The 20,109-nt window shown below is 59.0% G+C and carries 18 protein-coding genes; 8 read left to right on the forward strand and 10 right to left on the reverse strand.

The features are described 5' to 3' along the window. Positions 1–6 precede the first annotated feature (6 nt). Positions 7–849: an oxidoreductase gene (locus tag K9U38_RS07275; protein WP_224493673.1), complete on the reverse strand. Its 843-nt coding sequence runs from the start codon at positions 847–849 to the stop codon at positions 7–9. A 120-nt stretch (positions 850–969) separates the two neighbouring features. Between K9U38_RS07275 and K9U38_RS07280 the strand changes: the two genes are divergently transcribed. Both K9U38_RS07280 and K9U38_RS07285 read left to right on the forward strand, forming a co-directional pair. Then, positions 970–1,869: a LysR family transcriptional regulator gene (locus K9U38_RS07280; RefSeq protein WP_224493674.1), complete on the forward strand. Its 900-nt coding sequence runs from the start codon at positions 970–972 to the stop codon at positions 1,867–1,869. Positions 1,870–1,974: 105 nt separating this feature from the next. Beyond that, complete coding sequence (locus K9U38_RS07285; protein ID WP_224493675.1) at positions 1,975–3,726, forward strand: adenylate/guanylate cyclase domain-containing protein; 1,752 nt, start codon at positions 1,975–1,977, stop codon at positions 3,724–3,726. Position 3,727: 1 nt separating this feature from the next. Here the strand turns inward: K9U38_RS07285 and K9U38_RS07290 are convergent, their stop codons facing one another. After that, positions 3,728–4,033 (reverse strand): hypothetical protein, encoded by a 306-nt coding sequence (locus K9U38_RS07290; protein WP_224493676.1) that lies wholly within the window; start codon positions 4,031–4,033, stop codon positions 3,728–3,730. A 103-nt stretch (positions 4,034–4,136) separates the two neighbouring features. On the opposite strand from K9U38_RS07290, the gene K9U38_RS07295 reads away from it, so the two are divergent. Continuing rightward, positions 4,137–4,910 carry a TIGR01458 family HAD-type hydrolase gene (locus K9U38_RS07295; protein ID WP_224493677.1) on the forward strand — a complete coding sequence of 258 codons (774 nt, stop codon included), beginning with the start codon at positions 4,137–4,139 and terminating at the stop codon, positions 4,908–4,910. Here K9U38_RS07295 and K9U38_RS07300 read toward each other — a convergent pair. The 7 genes from K9U38_RS07300 to K9U38_RS07330 are packed head-to-tail and all read right to left on the reverse strand — an operon-like array spanning position 4,907 to position 11,771. Further along, positions 4,907–5,821: an ABC transporter ATP-binding protein gene (locus tag K9U38_RS07300; RefSeq protein WP_224493678.1), complete on the reverse strand. Its 915-nt coding sequence runs from the start codon at positions 5,819–5,821 to the stop codon at positions 4,907–4,909. The two genes, K9U38_RS07295 and K9U38_RS07300, sit on opposite strands and share 4 nt — an antisense overlap. Further along, on the reverse strand, positions 5,818–6,633 hold the full coding sequence (locus tag K9U38_RS07305; protein ID WP_224493679.1) for an ABC transporter ATP-binding protein: 816 nt from the start codon (positions 6,631–6,633) through the stop codon (positions 5,818–5,820). The genes K9U38_RS07300 and K9U38_RS07305 overlap by 4 nt, the downstream gene beginning before the upstream one ends. Then, entirely contained in the window at positions 6,630–7,520 is an 891-nt protein-coding gene (locus K9U38_RS07310) for an ABC transporter permease (protein ID WP_224493680.1), read from the reverse strand. The genes K9U38_RS07305 and K9U38_RS07310 overlap by 4 nt, the downstream gene beginning before the upstream one ends. A 2-nt stretch (positions 7,521–7,522) precedes the next feature. After that, positions 7,523–8,500, reverse strand: coding sequence for an ABC transporter permease (locus K9U38_RS07315; RefSeq protein WP_224493681.1), 978 nt, complete (start codon positions 8,498–8,500; stop codon positions 7,523–7,525). 54 nt (positions 8,501–8,554) lie between these two features. Then, a complete protein-coding gene (locus K9U38_RS07320; RefSeq protein ID WP_224493682.1) occupies positions 8,555–10,207 on the reverse strand; it encodes an ABC transporter substrate-binding protein in 1,653 nt (550 codons plus the stop codon). Between the two features lie 21 nt (positions 10,208–10,228). Continuing rightward, the gene (locus K9U38_RS07325) at positions 10,229–11,254 is read right to left on the reverse strand and encodes a glycoside hydrolase family 3 N-terminal domain-containing protein (protein WP_224493683.1); all 1,026 of its coding nucleotides are present in this window, start codon (positions 11,252–11,254) and stop codon (positions 10,229–10,231) included. Positions 11,255–11,291: 37 nt separating this feature from the next. Beyond that, positions 11,292–11,771: a GNAT family N-acetyltransferase gene (locus tag K9U38_RS07330; protein WP_224493824.1), complete on the reverse strand. Its 480-nt coding sequence runs from the start codon at positions 11,769–11,771 to the stop codon at positions 11,292–11,294. Positions 11,772–12,083: 312 nt separating this feature from the next. On the opposite strand from K9U38_RS07330, the gene K9U38_RS07335 reads away from it, so the two are divergent. Beyond that, positions 12,084–13,796, forward strand: a complete 1,713-nt coding sequence (locus tag K9U38_RS07335; protein ID WP_224493684.1) for a cache domain-containing sensor histidine kinase — start codon at positions 12,084–12,086, stop codon at positions 13,794–13,796. A 5-nt stretch (positions 13,797–13,801) separates the two neighbouring features. Here K9U38_RS07335 and K9U38_RS07340 read toward each other — a convergent pair whose 3' ends face one another. Continuing rightward, a complete protein-coding gene (locus tag K9U38_RS07340) occupies positions 13,802–14,818 on the reverse strand; it encodes a formylglycine-generating enzyme family protein (protein WP_224493685.1) in 1,017 nt (338 codons plus the stop codon). A gap of 272 nt (positions 14,819–15,090) precedes the next feature. Between K9U38_RS07340 and K9U38_RS07345 the strand changes: the two genes are divergently transcribed. From K9U38_RS07345 to K9U38_RS07360, 4 genes are all read left to right on the forward strand, one after another. Beyond that, the gene (locus tag K9U38_RS07345; RefSeq protein WP_224493686.1) at positions 15,091–15,744 is read left to right on the forward strand and encodes a hypothetical protein; all 654 of its coding nucleotides are present in this window, start codon (positions 15,091–15,093) and stop codon (positions 15,742–15,744) included. A 331-nt stretch (positions 15,745–16,075) separates the two neighbouring features. Continuing rightward, on the forward strand, positions 16,076–16,303 hold the full coding sequence (locus tag K9U38_RS07350; protein ID WP_224493825.1) for a hypothetical protein: 228 nt from the start codon (positions 16,076–16,078) through the stop codon (positions 16,301–16,303). 154 nt (positions 16,304–16,457) lie between these two features. Beyond that, the gene (locus K9U38_RS07355) at positions 16,458–18,224 is read left to right on the forward strand and encodes a tetratricopeptide repeat protein (protein ID WP_224493687.1); all 1,767 of its coding nucleotides are present in this window, start codon (positions 16,458–16,460) and stop codon (positions 18,222–18,224) included. Positions 18,225–18,658: 434 nt separating this feature from the next. Next, on the forward strand, positions 18,659–20,107 hold the full coding sequence (locus K9U38_RS07360) for an MltF family protein (protein WP_224493688.1): 1,449 nt from the start codon (positions 18,659–18,661) through the stop codon (positions 20,105–20,107). Positions 20,108–20,109: the final 2 nt, after the last annotated feature.

Raw genomic sequence — 20,109 nt, forward strand, 5'->3', positions numbered from 1 at the left:
TGTTTGCTACTTCTGCTCGGCCTGTTCGAAGTCGGTTGAAACAGACACGGTGCGCCATTGGGCGAGCAGTTCCGCATCCGAAATGTGCTTGGCTTGGATGGCGGCAACGGTGTCGCTGCCAAGCGGAAGCCGGACGGGGGGATTTTCAACGTCGGCGAACGAGATCACGACGTCCGCGAGCCTGTCGGGATTGCCCGGTTGGTTGTGGCTTATTTCCCTGGCCTTGTGACGGACAGCGCCAGCCGTTTCGGCATAGTCGTCGATCTCGATCGGGCTGACGCTGAGCGAAGTCGAATCCAGGAAATCAGTGCGAAAGTAGCCCGGCTCGATCGCGGTGGCATGGATGCCTAGCGGCTTCAGTTCCGCGTCAAGCGCTTCGGTCAAGCCTTCCACGGCGAACTTCGTCGAGCAATACACGCCGAAACCAGGGCCGCTTTGATAGCCGCCGATCGACGAGAAGTTCATGATACGGCCCGATCTCTGGCGACGCATGTGCGGCAGAACAGCCCGGGTCACCGACAGGAGGCCGAAGACGTTGGTGCGATAGAGGGCCTCGATCTCGGCACCACTTGCCTCTTCGACCGCTCCCAGCAGGCCATAGCCCGCATTGTTGACGAGAATGTCGATCCGCCCGAACCGGGCGATTGCCTCCCTGGCCGCTTGGTGCGCCTGTGTTTCGTCGGTGACATCGAGGGCAACGGCAAGAAGGTTGGGCTGCTCGCCGAAGCGCTCGGTAATTGCCTTGGGATTGCGCGCCGTAGCCACGACCTGGTCGCCCTTGGCAAGCGCCTTCTCGACAATGAGAGCACCGAAACCACGCGATGCTCCGGTAACGAACCATGTATGCATGTCAATCTCCTGTTTTGCTTTCGCCGCGTGCTTGTCGGCGGCTATGGGAAATTTGTAACGCAGAGCTGTTGTTGAGATAATCCACTGGATTCTCCTTGAGTTGATGAATAGAATTCACCAATGCAGATGGTTTCACCCTCGGATCTCTCTCCATTTCTCGCGCTTGCGCGGCACCGGAGCTTTCGCCGCGCTGCCGACGAGATCGGCTGCACCCCATCGGCATTGAGCCACGCCCTGAAAGCGCTTGAGGCGAGGCTGGATCTGCGGCTTTTCAATCGCACCACACGCAGCGTCGCCCTGACGGAGGCTGGCGAACGACTGCTTGCGCGAGTGGCACCCGCCTTTCGCGACATTGAGGATGCGCTTGATGATCTCAACGAATTGCGCGGCGCGCCCGTAGGGCGGCTTCGGATCAACACGGCCCGCGCTTCGGCAAAGATGGTTCTTCTGCCGCTCGTGGCCCGCTTCCTGGCAGCACATCCCAGGATCAGTATCGAGATCGTGGTCGCCAACGACCTCGTCGACATGGTGTCCAAAGGCTTTGATGCCGGGATTCGCTTCGGCGAAGTCATTGCCCAGGACATGATTGCGGTACCGATCGGGCCGCGGCAGCGCACCGCTATTGTAGCGTCACCATCCATTTTCGAACGCTATCCCAGGCCGACGGCGCCCGATCACCTGCGGGAGCTTCCCTGTATCGGACTGCGCTTCGGCAGCGGGCGGCTCTACGCATGGGAGTTCGAACGCGGCGGTGTCGAGCTGAGCGTTGAAGTCGACGGCGCCCTTGTGGTCGACGACCAGGATGTCATGGTCGAGGCAGCGCTATTGGGAGCGGGGGTCGCCTATGCCTTCGAGGATCAGGTCATCGCGCACATCGAACAGCATCGTCTTGTTCGCGTGCTCGAGGACTGGTGCCCCTATTACACCGGCTTCTATCTTTACTATCCGAGCCGCCGCCAGATGCCTGCCACGCTTCGGGCCTTCGTCGATTTCCTCAAGGCATCCGGCACCGGAACTTAGACGTGTTCCAGGTAGTCACCCTTGCGGGCTGGAGGCAGCAGGGCGGGGTGGCCGTAGCGTCTAGGGTTTCGTCGTGCTAGCATTCGGGCGAGAAGGAAACCCCGCATGGAACGACGTCTCGTTACCATTATGGCCGCCGATGTGGTCGGTTATTCTGCCCGGATGGAGCTGTCAGAGAGTGAGACGATCCGGCAGCTGTCAGCGCTCACGCAATTGATTGGCGAACAGGTCGGCCGGCATAATGGCCGGGTGTTTTCAAGAGCAGGAGACGGGTTCCTTTCGGAGTTTCCAAGCCCGGTCATGGCGGTCCAGTCAGGCTTTGAAATCCAGCGAACTCTCCTTGCCTCGGACCAGACGAGCGGCAATCCGTTGCAACTGCGCATCGGCATCCATCTGGCGGATGCTGTCGTCGATGGCCAGGACCTGCTTGGCGAGGGGGTCAACATCGCCGCGAGAGTGGAAAGTCTCGGCGAGCCGGGTTCCGTCCTCATAACCCAGAACGTGTTCGATCAGGTCAAGCGCGCCGCCAAGCTTCGGTTCGAGGATTTGGGTGAACGATCGCTCAAGAACATTTCCGAGCCGATCCGGCTTTTCCGCGTTGTTGGCGACCTGGAAAATCATAGCTACGTCACCGGCAATCCGGTGCAATTGCCGGCTGACGGCGGCGAGGAGATCAAGCGCATAAACCCGCATTCGCTGGCGGTTGTGCCTTTCGCCAATCTCGGCGGGGATCCCGAGCAGGAGTATTTCTCCGATGGATTCTCTGAGGATCTGATCACAGAACTTGCCCGCTTCCACCAGATCTTTCTCATTTCCAGGAATGCCAGCTTTGCGCTCAAGGGACGCAATCTCGGCTGGCAGCAAATCGGCAGGCAGCTCGGCGTTGCCTATTGCCTGGAGGGCAGTGTGCGAAAACTTGGATCGCGGATCCGCATCACATGCCAGCTCACCGATACCCAAACCGGAGAACATGTCTGGGCCGAGAAATATGATTGCAAGCTCGAAGAGCTCTACGATGTTCAGGATGATCTTGCGTCGGCGATCGTCGCCATGGTTGCCGGCAGGATCGAACAGCAGGGGCGTGTGGCGGCGCAGCGCAAGAAGCCAGCCGACATGCACGCCAATGACTGCCTGTTGCGGGGGCTGGGGCACCATCGTCTCGGCGGCGTCACCCGAGAGACAGCGGAGGAAGCCCTTCACTGGTTCAACCTTGCCATCGACAAGGATCCTTTTTTCGCTCGCGCCTATGCATGGCGTGCCTGCGCGCTTGCAACGCTTGCCGACTGGACCGGAGATGATGTCTGGGACGACGTGCTGGCAAGTGCGCGCCGCGGCCTCGAGCTTGACGACAGCGATGCCGAGTGTCACCGGATTGCGGGCGCCATTGCTCTCCAGACCAGGAATTACGGCCAGGCGGAATATCATTACCGTCGCGCGCTCGACCTCAACCCGAATTATGCCTATGTGGTCGGACGAATGGGCGAGCTCTACAATTTTCTCGGCGATGGCGAGACGGCATTGAAGTACCAGTTGCGGGCAAGACAGCTGGACCCGTTCCTTCCAGCCTACTGCCGTGAACTGGAGGTCGTCGCATATTACCTTCTCGGACAATACGCCGACACCGTCTCTGTCGTCTCGCAATTGTCGCGCGTGACCCGCATAGCGGCCGTGTACCGGGTGGCAGCTCTTTCCCACCTCGATGATCCGGCGGGACTTGAGAGCGCGAAGTGCGCCCTTCGGATCATCGATCCCGACTTTGCAGTCGAGCGGTTTGTTGCGACGGAGTTCTACAAGGATCCGCGCATCGTCGAGCAGCTCCGCGACGACCTCCTCAGGGCGGGTCTGAAAGCCTGTTGACCTAGAGCTGATCGTTATAGGGTCGCTTGGTTTCGCCGACCAGTTTTGCAAGGTGGGAGAACGACCATGGCGTGTCGGCTCCTGAACTGTTTGCAATCTGCAGCAGGCGGATCGGGAAGCAGACGGCATCCCGATTGGCGGGCGAAAGCTGTTCGACAGCGCGGTCATCGCCGACCGCCACGGCTTCGGCCTTGCGCAGTGCCGTGTCGATCTCCCTATCGGTCAGCAATCCTTTCGCGACGAGTGAACGATTGATGGCGGCTATGGCGAGGCAAAGGCCCTCTAGCTGAAGATTGGCGGTGTTCATGATTGTTCCCCGTAAATAGCGTGTCTGACTCACTATCAACGCGGATCGGCTGCAAACGATCCAAAGGAATTGACGCAAAGCAGTTCCGTGTCATGCTCGTTCCATGATTAGCGGTGTGCTGCTCGACCTTGCCGGCGTCCTCTATGATGGTGAAACGCCCATACCGGGTGGATCGGAGGCGATCGCCCGCTTGCGGCAGACTGGCCTTCCCCTGCGGTTCGTGAGCAATACGACGCGTAACAGGAAACAAAATATCCTCGGACAGCTCGCCAGACTCGGTCTTCCTGTGCGAGGTGATGAGCTGTTCACGCCGGCCCAGGCGGCGCGCAATTGGCTTGGCAAGAACCATCGGTCAGCGCATCTGCTGGTCCACCCGGATCTGGCTGCAGATTTTCTCGCTGCGGACGAGAACGCCGCCGGTAAAGTGGTCATCGTCGGGGATGCGGGCGAAGCTTTCACCTATTTTGCCCTGAACGAAGCCTTTCGCCTGCTGGTGGAGGGCGCCGATCTCCTGGCACTGGCGCCGAACCGGACGTTCAGGGACGCCGACGGAAAGCTCAGTCTTGATGCCGGAGCATTCGTCACCGCGCTCGAATTCGCCAGTCAGAAACAGGCCGTCGTTCTCGGCAAGCCATCCCCCGCATTCTTCCAGTTGGCACTCGACAGCATGAACTGCGCGGCGGCGGAAGCCGTGATGGTTGGTGACGATGCCGAAACCGACGTGGCCGGAGCCTTGCAGGCCGGATGCGCCCATGCCCTGCTGGTTCGTACCGGCAAGTACCGTCCAGGTGACGAAGGCCGGTATAGTCCGGCGCCGACCGCCACGGTCGATGATATCGCCGCTGCTGTCGACTGGATCATCGCCGCTCGAAGCTAGGCCGCTATCTGGCGCACGAAATGATCGGGCTCGATCGCTACGACGCGGTCCTGCGGGATGGCGGAGAGCCGGCGAACCTCCTCGACATCGGCAGCCTTCAGGTGCGCGCGCGGATCATCGAAGCGAACCTCCGGGTCCGGAACGGCTGACAGAAGCAGACGCGTATAGGGATGCTGCGGGTTGTCGATGACCTTGTTGACATTGCCCCATTCGACGATCTGTCCGGCATACATGACGATGATGTTTTCTGCGACATAGCGGGCCGTTGCAATGTCGTGGGTAATATAGAGGAGCGCGAGTTTCATATCGCGTTTCATCTCGTTGAGAAGATTGAGTATGCCAAGCCGTACCGACACATCCAGCATCGATGTCGGCTCATCCGCTACGATGATCTCGGCCCCGACCGCAAGGGTTCGCGCGATGTTGACGCGCTGGCGCTGGCCGCCGGACAGTTCGTGCGGATGCCTCGATGCCACAATCTCCGGATCGAGCCGGACCCGCCTCAAGAGCTCATCGACGGCCTCGTCGATCTGGCGCCCCTTCAGCTCGCGCCGGTGAAGCTGCAGCGGGCGGCGCAGGTGATAGGCGATCGTGTGCGCAGGGTTGAGCGATGCGAACGGGTCCTGGAAGATCATCTGGACGGAGCGCCGGTATGCGGCAAGAGCCTTGGCGTCGTCGGGCCCGACAGGCTTGCCCTTGAACAGGAGCTGGCCCTCACTCGGCGTGTATTCCTGCATGACAAGGCGGGCGCAGGTGGTCTTGCCGCTACCGGATTCGCCGACCAGTGCCAGTGTTTGGCCAGCGTGAAGCTCGAATGAGACGGATTGCGCCGCCTTCACCAAGAAGGGTGGACGGCCAAAGGTCTTCGTTACGCGATCAAGCGCCAATATGGCTTTGTGCGAACGGGTCATGATGCTGCAACCTTCATCAAATCTGCACTGTGCAGCGACGGGAACGAAGCCCACAGCTTTCTGGTGTAGTCATGCTGCGGTTGGGCGTAGATGTTCCCGGCGCTGTTTTGCTCGACGAGCTTTCCCGCAAGCATGATGCCAATGCGGTCGCAGAACTGAACCATGAGCCCGAGATCGTGGGTAATGAACAGCACCGAGAAACCGAAGGTCCTGCGCAGTTCATTGATGCGCTGAAGAATTTCCCGCTGGACCACGACATCGAGCGCGGTCGTGGGCTCATCCATGACGACGATTTTCGGGTTGAGCGCGAGGCAGATGGCAATGACGATGCGTTGGCGCATGCCACCCGAGAACTGGTGCGGATAGTCCCTCATGCGATCGGGCGGAATGTCGACGAGGCGAAGCATCTCGGCTGTCCGCTCCCGCGCCTGGGTGCGGGTGAGACCCAGATGGGTGCGAAGCACGTCATGGAACTGAGCCTCGACGCGCAGCACGGGATTGAGCGAATTCATGGCGCTCTGAAATACCATGGCGACCTCGCGCCAGCGAAAGCTGCGTAATGCCGCCTGGTCGAGGTCGAGTACGTCGCGACCCTCCAGGAGGATGCGGCCGCTGCGGATCAGTGCCGGCGGCTTGTGCAGGCGGCTTATTGCAAAGGCGATCGTGCTTTTGCCACAGCCGGACTCGCCCGCGAGGCCGAAGATCTCGCCCTGGGCAACATCGAAACTCACATCGTCGACCGCACGAAAGTCGGCTGTTTCTCCGACATAATCGATCGTGAGGTTCTGGATCGAAAGCAAGGGGTTGGTCACAGGCGGCCCTCTCCAGTACGGATCAATGTCGTCCAGCGGCTGAGGCGATTGCCGGTACGCAGGCGCGGATTGGCGATTTCATCGACAGCAAAATTCAACAGGGAGAGGCCGATGCCGAGAAGGGCGAGGGCAAAGCAGGGCGTGAGGATATCCCACCATGCGCCGACGGACAGGGCAGATGCCTTCTGCGCGTTGTAGAGCATCATGCCCCAGGACACGGTCTTTGGATCCCCGAGTCCGAGAAATTCAAGGGTGGCTTCGGTAATGATGGCAAAGATCACGCTGCCGATGAAGTTGATGCCAACGATGGAAATGAGATTGGGGAAGATCTCGAATGTCATGATCCGCCAGCGCGGCTCGCCCATCATCTCGGCGGATTTTATGAAATCCTTGTGCTTGACCGAAAGCGTCTCGGCGCGAGTAACGCGCGCACCCCAGGCCCACGAGGTGAAGCCGAGGATGACGGCGATGACCAGCGGACTGGCCTGCCCGATAAAGGCGGCAAGGACCAGAAGGAGCGGCAGGTTCGGAACGACCAGCACCATGTTGGTGAAAAAGCTGATTACTTCGTCGGTCTTGCCGCCGCGGTAACCGGCGATGATCCCAAGCGCGGTTCCAAGCGCCGTAATCAGAAGCCCGGCGCCGAAGCCGACCGCGAGCGATGTGCGTGCGCCGTGGATGAGGCGTGAGAAAACATCCTGGCCGATGCGGGTGGTGCCAAGCCAGTGTTCGGCCGATGGCGGCTGGTGCGGACGGCCAACGCGGGCGGCCGGATTGTATTCGGTCAGGAGCGGCGCTGCCACCGCGATAAGGACAATGACCGAGATGATGATCATTCCGACAAGGGCCTTGCGGTTGCGAATGAGGCTGCGGACAAGGGTGCCCATGGTCATGCTCCTCGCAGGCGTGGATCGAGCAATACATAGCTCACATCCACGATGAAGTTGGCCACCAGCATCGCAATGGTCATGATGAGCAACTGGCCCTGGATCACCGGGTAGTCGCGCGCAAGGATGGCCTGGTAGAGGATATTGCCGAGGCCAGGGTAGTTGTACACGACTTCAGTCACGAGCGAGCCACCGAGGATTGTGCCGATGGCGATTGCAAGGCTGCTCACGGTCGGCAACAGGGCATTGCGCGCCGCATACCAGAGCATGACGCGACTGTCGGACAGTCCCTTGGCGCGGGCCATGACGATGTAGTCTTCGCCGAGAAGGTTGATCATGTTGTTGCGCATGGTGACGGCGAAACCGCCCGTCAGCACAGTGCAGAGCGTCACCATCGGCAGGACGCCGTGGTACAGCAGACTGCCGATATAGGTCAACGTGAATGCGGGATCGAGTGCCGGATCGGCGGCGTAGCCGGTCGGGAACCAGCCGAGGGTAAAGCCGAAGAAAAACAGCACGATAAGGGAGGTGACGACCGCCGGCACGGATGTGGCGAAGATCGCGCCGACGGAAACGACGATATCGAAAACGCTGCCGCGTCGCCAGGCGGCGAGAATGCCGAGGAATGTGCCGAGCGTGAAGCTTATGATCGTTGCGGTTCCCATCAGGCCGATCGTCCAGACCAGGGCGTGGCCGAGGACCGACGTGACGGGCAGCGGGAAGTATTTGATCGAGCGGCCAAGATCACCCGTGAAGATGCTCTGGAGATAAGTCAGATATTGTTGCCAGAGCGGTCCATCAACGAAGCCGAAGGTCAGCTTAAGCGCCGCCAGATTCTCCATCGACAGCTCGGCGCCGGCGCTGGAGAACATGATTTCGATCGGATCGCCCGGCATAAGCCGCGGCAGGAAGAAATTGATCGTGGCAGCCGCGATAAAGGCTGCCAGATAGAATCCGAGGCGGCGTAGCAAGAAAACCATTGGCGTCTCCCATCATGGCGCAAGTGCAGGAATGACCGCTCTTGCGCCTGTCGGTCAGTTAACCGGCTTCAACGCCAGGAGGTGCAGCAGGCGCGCCGGATTGGTGCGCGAGATCGAAGGATTGACAAAGGGATTGTCGGGCGTCGACCAGCCGGTGAAGCGCTTGGTATTGTACTGATACCAATTGGCGTTGTTATAGACAGGCATCAGCGGGAGGTTTTCGGCAACGATGCGCTGGGCCTTGTTCATAACGTCCTTGCGGGCGGCAGGATCCGCAGTCCGGGTAAAATCGACGAGCAATTTCGCAAGATCGGCATTGAACCAGCGCTGCGCGGTGAAGCGGGTCTTGCCCTTGTCGGTCTCATTGAAGGCCCGCTGATAGGGATAATAGGGTGATGCGGCGGCGGGCAGGCTGTTGATCGCCATGTCGAACGTGCCGTTGATCAGGTTGCCCGTCCAGACCGCCTCCTCGGGCGTCGCTATCTTGGCGTCGAGGCCGGCCGCCTGCATGCCCTCGATGGCGATCTGCACGGTGTCGATCCAGTCGGTCCAGGCATTGGGGACGATAACCGAGAACGATATCTTGCTGCCATCGGGGTTATCGCGGAAGCCATCACCATCCTTGTCGACATAGCCGGCCTCGTCCAGCAATTCCTGGGCTGCCTCGGCATCGTGCTTGCCGAACTTGCCAAAGGCCTCGATTACCGACGGGTCGGACCAGGACTTGTAGAGTTCGCCCATGCCGGACGGATCTTCGTTCAAGGTTGGATAACCGTAACCGGCGACGTCGACCATGGCCTTGCGATCGAGCGACATGCTCACGGCCTGACGGAACCTGATGTCGTTGAATGCCTTGCGGTTGGCCTCATTGGCTGTTTCCAGGTTGAACAGGAATGCCACCATGCTGCTTGGCGTGTACCAATAGTGGTAGTGCTCCTTGTCCTTGGCGACATAGGTATTTTCAACGTCGGGAATAAAGGAGACACCCCAATCCAGCGTGCCGCCGGCGGTCGCGGTCAGGAGCTGGTTGTTGTCGGCCAGCTGGGGGAAGCGCAGGCAATCGACCTTGAGCTCGGCGGCGTCCCAGTAGTTGGGATTGCGGCACTGGTCGTAGGTCTGGCCGGTAAAGCGCGGGATTTCGGTGAGCGGGCCGCTACCGACCGGGGTCTCGTTGGCAAAGGTGACGGGGTCGGCCACGTCTTTCCAGACATGTTCCGGGACAATCGGCACCTGGACCAGCTGGTCTGCGGCAAGCGAGCTCGGATTGACCAGGGTAAAGCGTACGGTCTGGGCATCGACGGCCTCGACGCCATCGATGAACTTCCAGATACTTACGAAATCCAAAGCCGGGAACTTCTTGAGGTATTCATAGGTGAACTTGACGTCCGCCGACGTCAGCGGCTTGCCATCGGACCATTTGAGGTCCGGCCGCAGCCTGAATTCAATGCTCTTCAGATCATCAGCCAGCTTGAAGCTCTCTGCCAGCCGGAAATTGGGCTTGTTGTTGTCGAAGCGGTTGAAGATGACAAACGGCTCATAAATGAAATCGAGCGTGCTCTGGCGCGCAGATGTCTGATTGAACGGATTGAAGTTCCTTACCCAGGTCGTCGCTGGCTCGATATTGGCGGTAAGGACGGACTGCGCCAAGGCCGGACTTGAAAGCAGCACGAATGCGGAAGCGGCAGCAAGCAGATGTTTTCCGAGCATATCTATTCCCCTGTCTTTGACTTAGCTTACGAGTGCACTGGCAAACATGTTTTCGACTTCGGCATGGGCCTCGACCACGTCGACGCTTTGCGATCCGAGACGTGCCTTTGCCGCATCGATCCGCCGGATCGCTTGATCACTCAACGGACGCGCTGCCTTGGCCGCGGCTTCGCTCTCGGTGAGATCGCCATGGCTATGAAGGGCGATGTCGTAGCCGGCATCGAGTACCTGCATGACACGTTCGGGCAACGTGCCTTGAAGCGCGTTCATGAAGATGCAGTCGGAAACCAGGACGCCCTCATAGCCAATATCATTGCGGATCACGTCATGTATGACGGGCGAGACGGAGGCTGGGTTTTCCTTGTCGCAAGCCGAATAGACCACGTGAGCGACCATCGCCCATGGCGTATCCTTCAGGTCGATGAAGGGTTTGAAGTCGGTGGCGAGCAGGGTTTCCCTGCTTGCATCGACAAATGGGCGCTCCTTGTGGGAATCGAGTGTCGCCCTGCCGTGACCCGGGATGTGCTTCATGACCGGCATGTTGCCGGTCTCGAGCAGACCGCCAACAACCTCGCGTCCAAGGATTGCGATGAGTTCCGGATCGTGACCAAACGATCGCGCGCCAATGACAGCACTTGTGGTGGGGAAAACCAGATCCAGAACCGGCGAGCAGCCGCTGGTGAGGCCAAGCTTGCTCATCATAGTGCCCATGGCGCGCGACGAGAGACGCAGCGCCTTTTTTGCGAGGTCGAGGTCATGGCGGGCCAGTTCGGCAAACTGGCCAAAACTGCGGAACGAGGGCCATGGTCCTGCATCGAGATGCTGGACGCGACCGCCTTCCTGGTCGGTGAAGACCGGCGCATCATCGCGTCCGACAGCCTCGCGAAAACTTGTGATCAATGCTTTTGCCTGGTCCGGCGTGCGCAGATTGCGCCGCCCGACGAAAAGGCCAAAGGGGTTGGTTTCGCGAAACAGGGCGATCTCGTCCGGTGACAGTGACGGATTCGGAATGCCGACAAAAAGGGCGAGCGGTGGCTGACTTGGCACGATTTCACTCCATAAGGATTGTGTGTGGGGGCAGGGCTCAGGTTCTCTTGGCGCGAAGCATTCCTTCGTAGATTCCCTTGTCATCGGCAGGAATCACCATGGCACCGACGGCGTTGACGTAGAAATCGACAGGGCCAGCATCGCCGATGATCGCGTAAGCATGGCCCAGCGATTTCAGCGCTTGCATTGAAGCGGAAAGCAGCGCGACGCCCACGCCCTTGCCGCGGCTATCCGGATGAACACCTGTGGGCCCGAAAAAGCCGCGAGCGGTCGTATCGAAACAGGCGAAACCGACAAGATTTCCGCTATCGATCGCGATCAGACATGCGGACGGCTGCCTTGCGACAGCCACAGAAACTTCACTTGCCCAGTTGGCGCTGAAATTATCACGAACCCAGTCCACGACGAGATACATTTCCGGTGGAAGGACCGGCCGAATGAGCACATCAATGCGGTGTGCTTGTGCTTCCAGTTCGGACAGCCTGGCGGAATACAGGCTTACAAGCAAATCAGACAAGCGACTCTCCTCAAGTCGAATTCCAATATTATGGAATATATCCCCTTTTAATGTAATAGATTTGGTTTTTTGCTTCGGCTTGTCAATCGTTTTTATTAGATCGTTGTATCTAGCTGGCGTGCTGCAGGCAGGGCCGCACAGTTCGCTGCCGAAAAGGTAACCAAGGATTGTAGAGCCTTTCTCTAACAATCTGATATGTTGATGCCGTGTCATTAAGGGGGACATGCCGCACCTATTCCTGGGCCGATCGGGAACATGTGATCCACGGATAGTTTTGCGAAAAGCAAACATGGGCGGCACGGGGAGCGTTCATTGAAAATATTGCGCAGATACAATGACTTCTGGAACGTAACAGCGGTCCCGGCGCTTTCGCGGCGCATCGGCATGTTGTTGCCGGGCGGCAAGGCCGTGCGCGCAGACATGCGATCGAATGGCAGCACATGGACCTCGCTGTTATACGGGTTTTTCCTGGCCCTCAGCCTTGCCGCCATCGTAACTGTGTTCATCGTGGGCGTGCTTGAAAGCCGGGATCGCATGGTTGCGCAATCCAAGATCCAGCTCCGCCAGAAAACGGCTCTCCTCGAAGCCTATGTCAGCAAGATCCTCGAGGCGAACGACATGGTGATCAAGGACATCGCTTCCGAGATCGAACCGATGACCTGGCCGGAGATCATTGCCTCGGAAGGCGTGTGGAAACTATTGGCTACCGAGAAGCAGTTCCTGAAGCATTCGGGCGTGATTGCCCTTGTCAGCCCGGAAGGCTCGCTGGTTTCCTACAGCGAAGGGTTTCCGGCCAATCCCTTCAGTGTGACCGATCGCGATTACTTTCGCTTCCATCGGGATCACCCTTCGGATGCGACATTTATCGGCGAACCGATCGTCGGTCGCGTCTACGGCAAACCGTCGCTGACGATGAGCAAGGCCCTGCGCCGGCAGGATGGGGGCTTTGACGGATTGATCCTCATCACCATGCCGATCGATTATTTTCTCGAGCTGTTCAACGGTGCAGCCTCGCCAACCGATGTGGCGCAGTTCCTGCGCGAGGATGGGAAGGTGGTCGTGAACGTGCCGTACCGGGAGGGTAGTGCGGTCATGCCCGAGTGGTTTGCCAAGGCGGTTGAGGAAAATGCGAAAGCGGGCGTCGTAAGCTACCGGTCCATGCCGGAAGGCGTCGACCGGCTGATTGCTTACCGGAAGGTCGGAGAGTTCCCGTTCTACGTGACCTATGGAGTGGACGAGCGGATATTGCTGACGGGCTGGCGGCAATCGGTTCGCGTTTACGGCGGCGTGCTTGCCATCGCACTTGCGGCCTGCACCGCAGCTGCATTTCTGGCGCGACGCCGTTCCATTGCGCTGACCCATTCGAACGAATCCCTGCGGGAAGTGAGCGAGCGGCTGCTTCTTTCGCAGGACGAACAGCGGCGCTCGATTGCGCGTGATCTACATGACTCGACCGGACAGCATCTCGTCGGCGCGGCCATGGAACTGGAAAACGTGAAGTCGCGCATGCCCGATCTCGACGCCGAAACCTCACTGTCGCTGAAGCGTACAGCGGACCTGATTTCAAGGAGCAACGAGGAACTGCGGACGCTCTCCTATCTGCTTCATCCGCCGATGCTGGACGAATCCGGGCTCCCGAACGCGCTGGAGCTGCTTGTGGTTGGTTTCGAGGAACGGAGTGGTTTCGAAATCGAGCTGCGGGTGGACCCGGATCTGGGTACGAAGAGGCCGCGCGCCGACGTGGAACTCGCCATATTCCGCATTGTCCAGGAAGCACTGACCAACATTTACCGCCATTCACGCGCCCGCAAGGCAATGATCAGGCTGGTGCGCCAAGGGCACGAACCCCATTCGACGCTGGCGCTGACGGTACGAGACGATGGTGTCGGAATTGAACGGCGCCGACGGCGGAGCGTTGGTGTCGGCCTCTCCGGCATGGAAGCACGCCTGCGCCCGCTCGATGGCACGCTCGATATTTCCACCGGCAAGACCGGCACAACAATATCGGTGAAGGTTCGCGGTTAACGGGCCTAAGGTGTGCCGGTGCCCCCTGCGCCGGACGCGGGGTCGACTTGCCGGTCAGGGCGTTTGACGCAACGGAACCCGACATGGCTTGTCGACGTATCTTCCGGCTCGGCATGGCGGGCCGCGGGACGGTAGCGGCGACAATAGTTGGGCGCACAAAGGTGCGATCCGCCCTTGAGCACGCGCCGCGGAATGCGGATGGCCGGCTGGGCCGGATCGTAGCTGGCGTCAATTGGACCACCCCGCGGATTAACCGGGATACAGCAGTTTTTGGCTGCGGGTTCCGGGTGTCGGGTTGACCAGAAATCGTCCGTCCACTCCCACACATTTCCGATCATGTCATAAACGCCATAGCCGTTTGGCGGGAAGCTGCGGACGGCCGAGGTCCTGTCATCGCCCTTGGAGCGAAGGTTATGGTGGGGAAAAATGCCCTGCCATGTATTGGCCATCTGCCTGCCACCCGGGGTGAGTTCGTCACCCCATGCAAATTCCGCCTCGTCCAGTCCGCCGCGCGCGGCCAGTTCCCACTCGGCCTCTGTCGGCAAATCCTTGCCCGCCCACGTGGCATAGGCCCTGGCATCACACAAGGCGACATGGACGACCGGGTGGTCGAGCTTGCCTCTCAGGTCGCTTCTGCGGCCATAGGGATGTTGCCAGTCCGCGCCGAACTTGAATGTCCACCACTGCGTAATGTCCGGGCCGGTGACAGGGCGAGCTGGCGGATCGAACATCAATGACCCTGCCTTCAGCATGTGGGGAAGCGCACCGGGGTAATCCTTCGCGTCGGGCGCTTTTTCGGCGAAAGTCACGTAGCCGGTCGCCTTGACGAACTCAGCGAACTGGCGATTGGTCACGGGCGTTTCGTCGATCCAGAAACCGTCGACCTTGACCGGGTGAGCGGGGGCTTCCTCGGGATAGTGCCGGTCAGAACCCATGATGAAGGTCTTGCCCGGAATCCATGCCAGGCCGCCTTCTGAACTGGATCGCCCCTTCAGGTTGTCCTGCTGGATTGCTACTGACATCCGGTTCGCCTCCTGATCTCCTGGGACCAACATCGGGAAGAAAATCATCGTACTGAAGTACGTTACGGTTACAAGCCGAATTCCGGGTACATGCGGAGCGAGGAGGGAAAATCGAGCAGCCCACAGCCCTCACGGCTTCGCCACGTCGAACGCCGTTACGAGTGGTCGAATGTCACCCACGACAAGCGGCTTTTGTAACCGTTAAGTACTTTGTGGACGCGCCGATTAAGCTAAGATGCCTGCATTCAACATGCCGACCACAGGAGACTGGAATGGGGATCTCGCCGGTGCGCATCATGGCCGCTCTCGCCTTTGCGGCAAGTTCGCTATTACCGCTGCAGGCAGCCTATAGCGACGATGTGAAGCTCTCGGGCTTTCCATCGCTCATTCTTTCGGGCGGCACGGCCAAGTCGACATCCTTCACCATTCCGAAACCGTTCAAGAATCTCATGAAAGCCGATACGCTCGACATCGTTCTCGGCCAGACCACGCTCGACGACATACAGAAGCAGTTCGGCGGGGAAATTCGCAAGCGGGGCGCTGGAACGGATGCTGCGAGCTGGCTGTGTTACCAAGTTGCACTCGACGGCCATGCCTCCAACCTCTGGTTCATAGCGAACGGGCAATCCAGTGGCTCGAAACGTATGCTGAACATGATATCCGCTGAAGAAAGTGATTCGGCACGATCCGGTTGTTCACAGGGTCCGGAGACGCTGACGGAATGGGTTCTACCGGTTCCCGGGCTGAAGGACGACGAAAGTGCGCTGCAGAAGGCCTTCGGATCAGCGGTACACAACGGGATCGTTCGCTATTCGAACCGGATGGCCCCTGACAGCAATGGTCTCGTGACGTTGCAGGCCCTGGTCTACCAATTGGACGATGGCCAGATAGACGGCGTATCCTTCAGCCAGATCACGACGAAATAAGCCATATTCCTTACAAGAGGCACGCACGTCAAGGCGGCTTCGTAACCGTAACAGAACGCGGCCGGAGCTTACGTCGCCGCCCTGGACTTACCCCGTTGCCCGCGGGCGTATTCACCCCCGATCGGGGTGCAACCGGCGAAAACAAATCATCATGAATTTTACCGTTACGTACTCCCGCAGGTGCCCGCCCATACAATAGTATTCAGCCGTATCGGAGATCGACGGTTCGCCGACCATCTGACCATGCCCAATTTGCGACGTAACAGGGTAGGTAGCGGGTTCAGCTAAAGCAATGTCAACGGTGTCAACTCAGAGGGGACTGTGGAAATTGATGCTCAAGCTGCCGGCGATGCGCGGGCAGCTGCAAATGCTCAGCGCCCGGAACACGACGCTGTTGAGTTTGTGCGATGCTTTTGACGAAGCCAGCTCCACTCTCGACCGGTTGCGGCGAAACGGATCCAGCGATCTCAAGCTCATTGCGGAGTACGAGACGCTGTGCTCGGATATCGAAGGAGAAGTCATCGATATTTGCATCTCGGCGCGCGGCAAAATACCTTGAGATGCGGCTTATATAACACATTGATTTTGATTAATTTTCTTGATAAGAAGGTTCCATATCAGGACAATTCCGCCACAACCTAGGGTATTCACCCTATGGCGTCCCGGCCCGTTACGTTCAATGGTAGCCGGGGTTGGAAACCGGGGGTTCTGCCATGGAAGTTGACGTGAATGTCGACGTACCGGAAACGGAGAGCGTTACCGAGCAAGAAGCGCGGACGGAGTTGGATAGACTCCTTTCTGATCCGCAATTCCATTCGACGGAACGGAACAGAAATTTCCTGAGATTCGTCGCAAGGGAAATGTTCGAGGGCCGCGCTGCCGCGGTAAAGGCCTACACAATTGCCGTTGATGTTTTCGGCCGTCCCTGCAGTTTCGATCCCACGACCGATCCGATTGTCCGTATAGAGGCGACGCGGCTGCGTGCATCGCTGGCCCAGTATTACGAGGCTCGCGCCGAAGAGGGCAGTGTTCGCATCGAGCTGCCGCGCGGAAGATATATACCGGTCTTCACGAAAGCGCCGCCCCTCGGTGACGGTGTCGAGGACGCCGAAGCGTCTGACCAACCCGACGCCAGCGAACACATCGCGCGCGGCCAGAGCGGCACCTACAGGCGCTGGGTCGTCCTTGCTGCCGTTGTTCTGGCAGCTACCCTGTCCGGTTTTGTCTGGCTCATCACTGATCAAGCGCCCGTTTTTTCTGAAAAGCCGAGTGTCGCCGTTCAAATGAAAATGGCGGGTGATGCGACCGACACCGAGGCCGGCCTCATTCGCGACTACCTGATGATTGCACTGTCGCAATTCCAGACGCTCAAGCTTGCGGCGGGGGAACAATCAGAGGTTGCCGCGACGGCCGCGGTCACCCGGTCGGTGGCCGGGCTGTCAATGTTCATGCCGGCCAGCAAGGTCGCGCGTTCATACCAAGTGGTATTGAAATATCATCCAACACCGACCGACCGTTCGGTATGGTGGCAGATTGTCGATCCTGCCACAGGCGAAGCGCTGTTCTCTGGCGTGGAACGGGTCTTCATCGACAAGGCATCGGAACTCGACGTTCGCCGTGAACTGATCACGCGTCTTGCGTCCCGTTTTGCCGGCGTGCGGGGGGTGATCACCGGCATGGAACTCGCGCATGAGCTTGCCGCGCCGACCTTTGGCAATGGCTGTATCCTCCGTTCCGCCATTGTCGCCGAGCGGGTTGATGCGGAAGGGTTGTGGGAGGCCAGAACCTGTCTTGGTGCAACGCTGCTGGCAATGCCCAATGACCCGGACATCAATGCCGAGCTTGCCATCGTCCAGCTGGAACTGGATCCTCAGGATGCACCAACGGAATTGACGTCCAATGCGCTGGCGCTCGCGAGCAAGGCCGTGGCGCTCGCTCCGACATCTGATCGTGCCGGTTATGCTCAAATGCTGGCCCAATTCCGCAGCGGACAAAGCGAGGCGGCGTTCGTTACTGGCTACCATGCGATGCTGCTCAATCCGAATAACAGCCTGATTCCGGCCCGGCTAGGGGCGATGCTTTTCGCCAAAGGCCGCTGGGCCGAGGGAGTGGGTCTGGCGGTCAAGGCGGGCATGATCGACAACACGCCTCACAGCGACGCCGGCCTTACCCTGGCGCTCGACGCTTACCGGCGCGGGGAATTCGCGGAAGCGCTGCTCCGCGTGCAGCAAATGGGCCGTCCCGACAATTACGTTGCCAATATCCTGGAGCTGGCGGCGTCGGGCCAGACCGGAAATGCGGCCAGCATAGCGGGCGCGATGAAACGCCTCCATGCCCGTGACGAGCATTTCGCGGGTTCCTTCCGTACAGGCATGGAAGCGCGCCAGTATTCGCCCTCCCTGGTGGATCAACTCAGCGACGGGCTCGTGAAGGCGGGTCTTACATTTCCTGAACCTGTGGCCGCAGCGGCAGCCAATTGATCGCCGGCGCATCGAGAAGAGCGACATCTCTCCGGTGTTTTCTCCCATACATTCCACAAGCAGGCATTGTCTGATTTTCGGGGTCTTCGCGTGCCCAAACCCTGTACTTCGACAGGTCCAGAAAGCTTCCCGGTAACGAAGCGGTGAGGCGACCGCGCCAAGGCAATAATCCGCGGGAATTGTTACAGTAACATCTTTGACGCGGTGACTGTTTTGTATCAGCGTTATGACGGGTAATCGGGAGTGTCCTCCCCTCGATTGCCCGTCCGGGCGGGACCTGAAACGGACGGATTCGCTTCCCTTGCACCCACCGCGAAGTCGGATGATTCCGGTCTCGCCCGGGCCCGGCGCCCGCCATGGTTGCGTTGGGCTATGCCGATCCTTCCGTGCGAGAGGACAGCTTGAAATTGAGCGTCAGACAAAGGGGCGGCATCATGTCGTGCAAGACGGTTTTTCGCGCATTTATTATGGGCTTGACCCTGGTCATGTGTCTGCCAGCCGGAATCGGATTTGCACAGCAGAAGCAATTTGCCTCACCGCATATTTTTGACCTCGATGACATGAAGCAAAGGCGGCTTATCCGGGTGCTCGTTCCCTACAGCAAGACGATCTACTTCGTCGACAAGGGCAGGGAATATGGTACGGCGGTGGAATTTGGAACCGCGCTTGAGACAGCCCTGAATACCGGCAAGAAGAAGGAGATCGAGCGGGTTCGCATCATCTACTTTCCGACCGCCCGCGATCGGCTGCTTCCCGCGTTGAACGAAGGTCTTGGCGACATTGTCATGGCAAATCTGACTGTGACGCCGCAACGCCTCGAACAGGTCGATTTCACCACCCCCATCTATGACAAGGCAAGCGAAGTTCTCGTCACAGGCCCCTCCTCAGAAGAGGTGCTGCACCTCGATAACCTGTCCGGCAAGGTAATCGCTGTCCGAGAAACCAGCAGCTACTACGAGCATCTGGTCGCGCTGAATTCGGACTTCAGGAATCGCGGGAAGGAAGAGATCAAACTTCGCATCATGGACGAGAACCTGGAGGATGAGGATCTGCTGGAAATGGTCAATGCAGATCTGTTGCCCTATACCATCGTCGACAAATACAAGGCGACGATCTGGTCCACCATATTTACCGACATCAAGGTCCATGACGAAATCGCCATCGCCACAGATGGCCAGATCGCTTGGGCGATCCGCAAGAACAGCCCGCTTCTGATGAAGGAGCTCAATACGTTTGTTGCGGCCCATCGCGTCGGAACCGCGTTCGGCAATATCCTGCGCAATAAATACTTCAAGAGCGACAAGATATTGCAGCGGGCCTATTCGGGCGAGGATGTCGAGAAGTTCAAGCACCTCGTGGAAATCTTCCGCAAGCACGGGAAGACCTATTCCTTCGACTATCTCATGCTGATGGCGCAGGGATACCAGGAATCCAAACTCGACCAGAAGATGCGCAGTCCGCGCGGGGCCGTGGGCGTCATGCAGCTGCTGCCGGCAACGGCCAAGGACAAGGCAGTCAACATCAACGGCATCGACAAGGACGAGGATCGCAACGTCGAGGCGGGATCCAAATATTTGCGCCATCTCATGGATACTTACATCGAAGAGCCGGATTTGAACGAGCGCGACAGACAGTTGCTGGCATTTGCGGCCTACAATGCCGGCCCGGGCAATCTCAACAAGTTTCGCCAGAAGGCCAAGGAAATGGGCCTCAACCCAAATGTATGGTTCGGCAATGTGGAGAACGCGGCAGCGTCGATCGTTGGCCGCGAAACGGTGCAATATGTCAGCAATATATACAAATACTACATTGCCTATTCGATGCTGGTCGAAAGGCTCGGTGAACATGCTGATGCGGTCAACACCGGAGCGAAGGGCGGATAGGC

Origin of the sequence: Phyllobacterium lublinensis (assembly GCF_020164435.1) — a bacterium.
GTDB classification, from domain to species: domain Bacteria; phylum Pseudomonadota; class Alphaproteobacteria; order Rhizobiales; family Rhizobiaceae; genus Phyllobacterium; species Phyllobacterium lublinensis.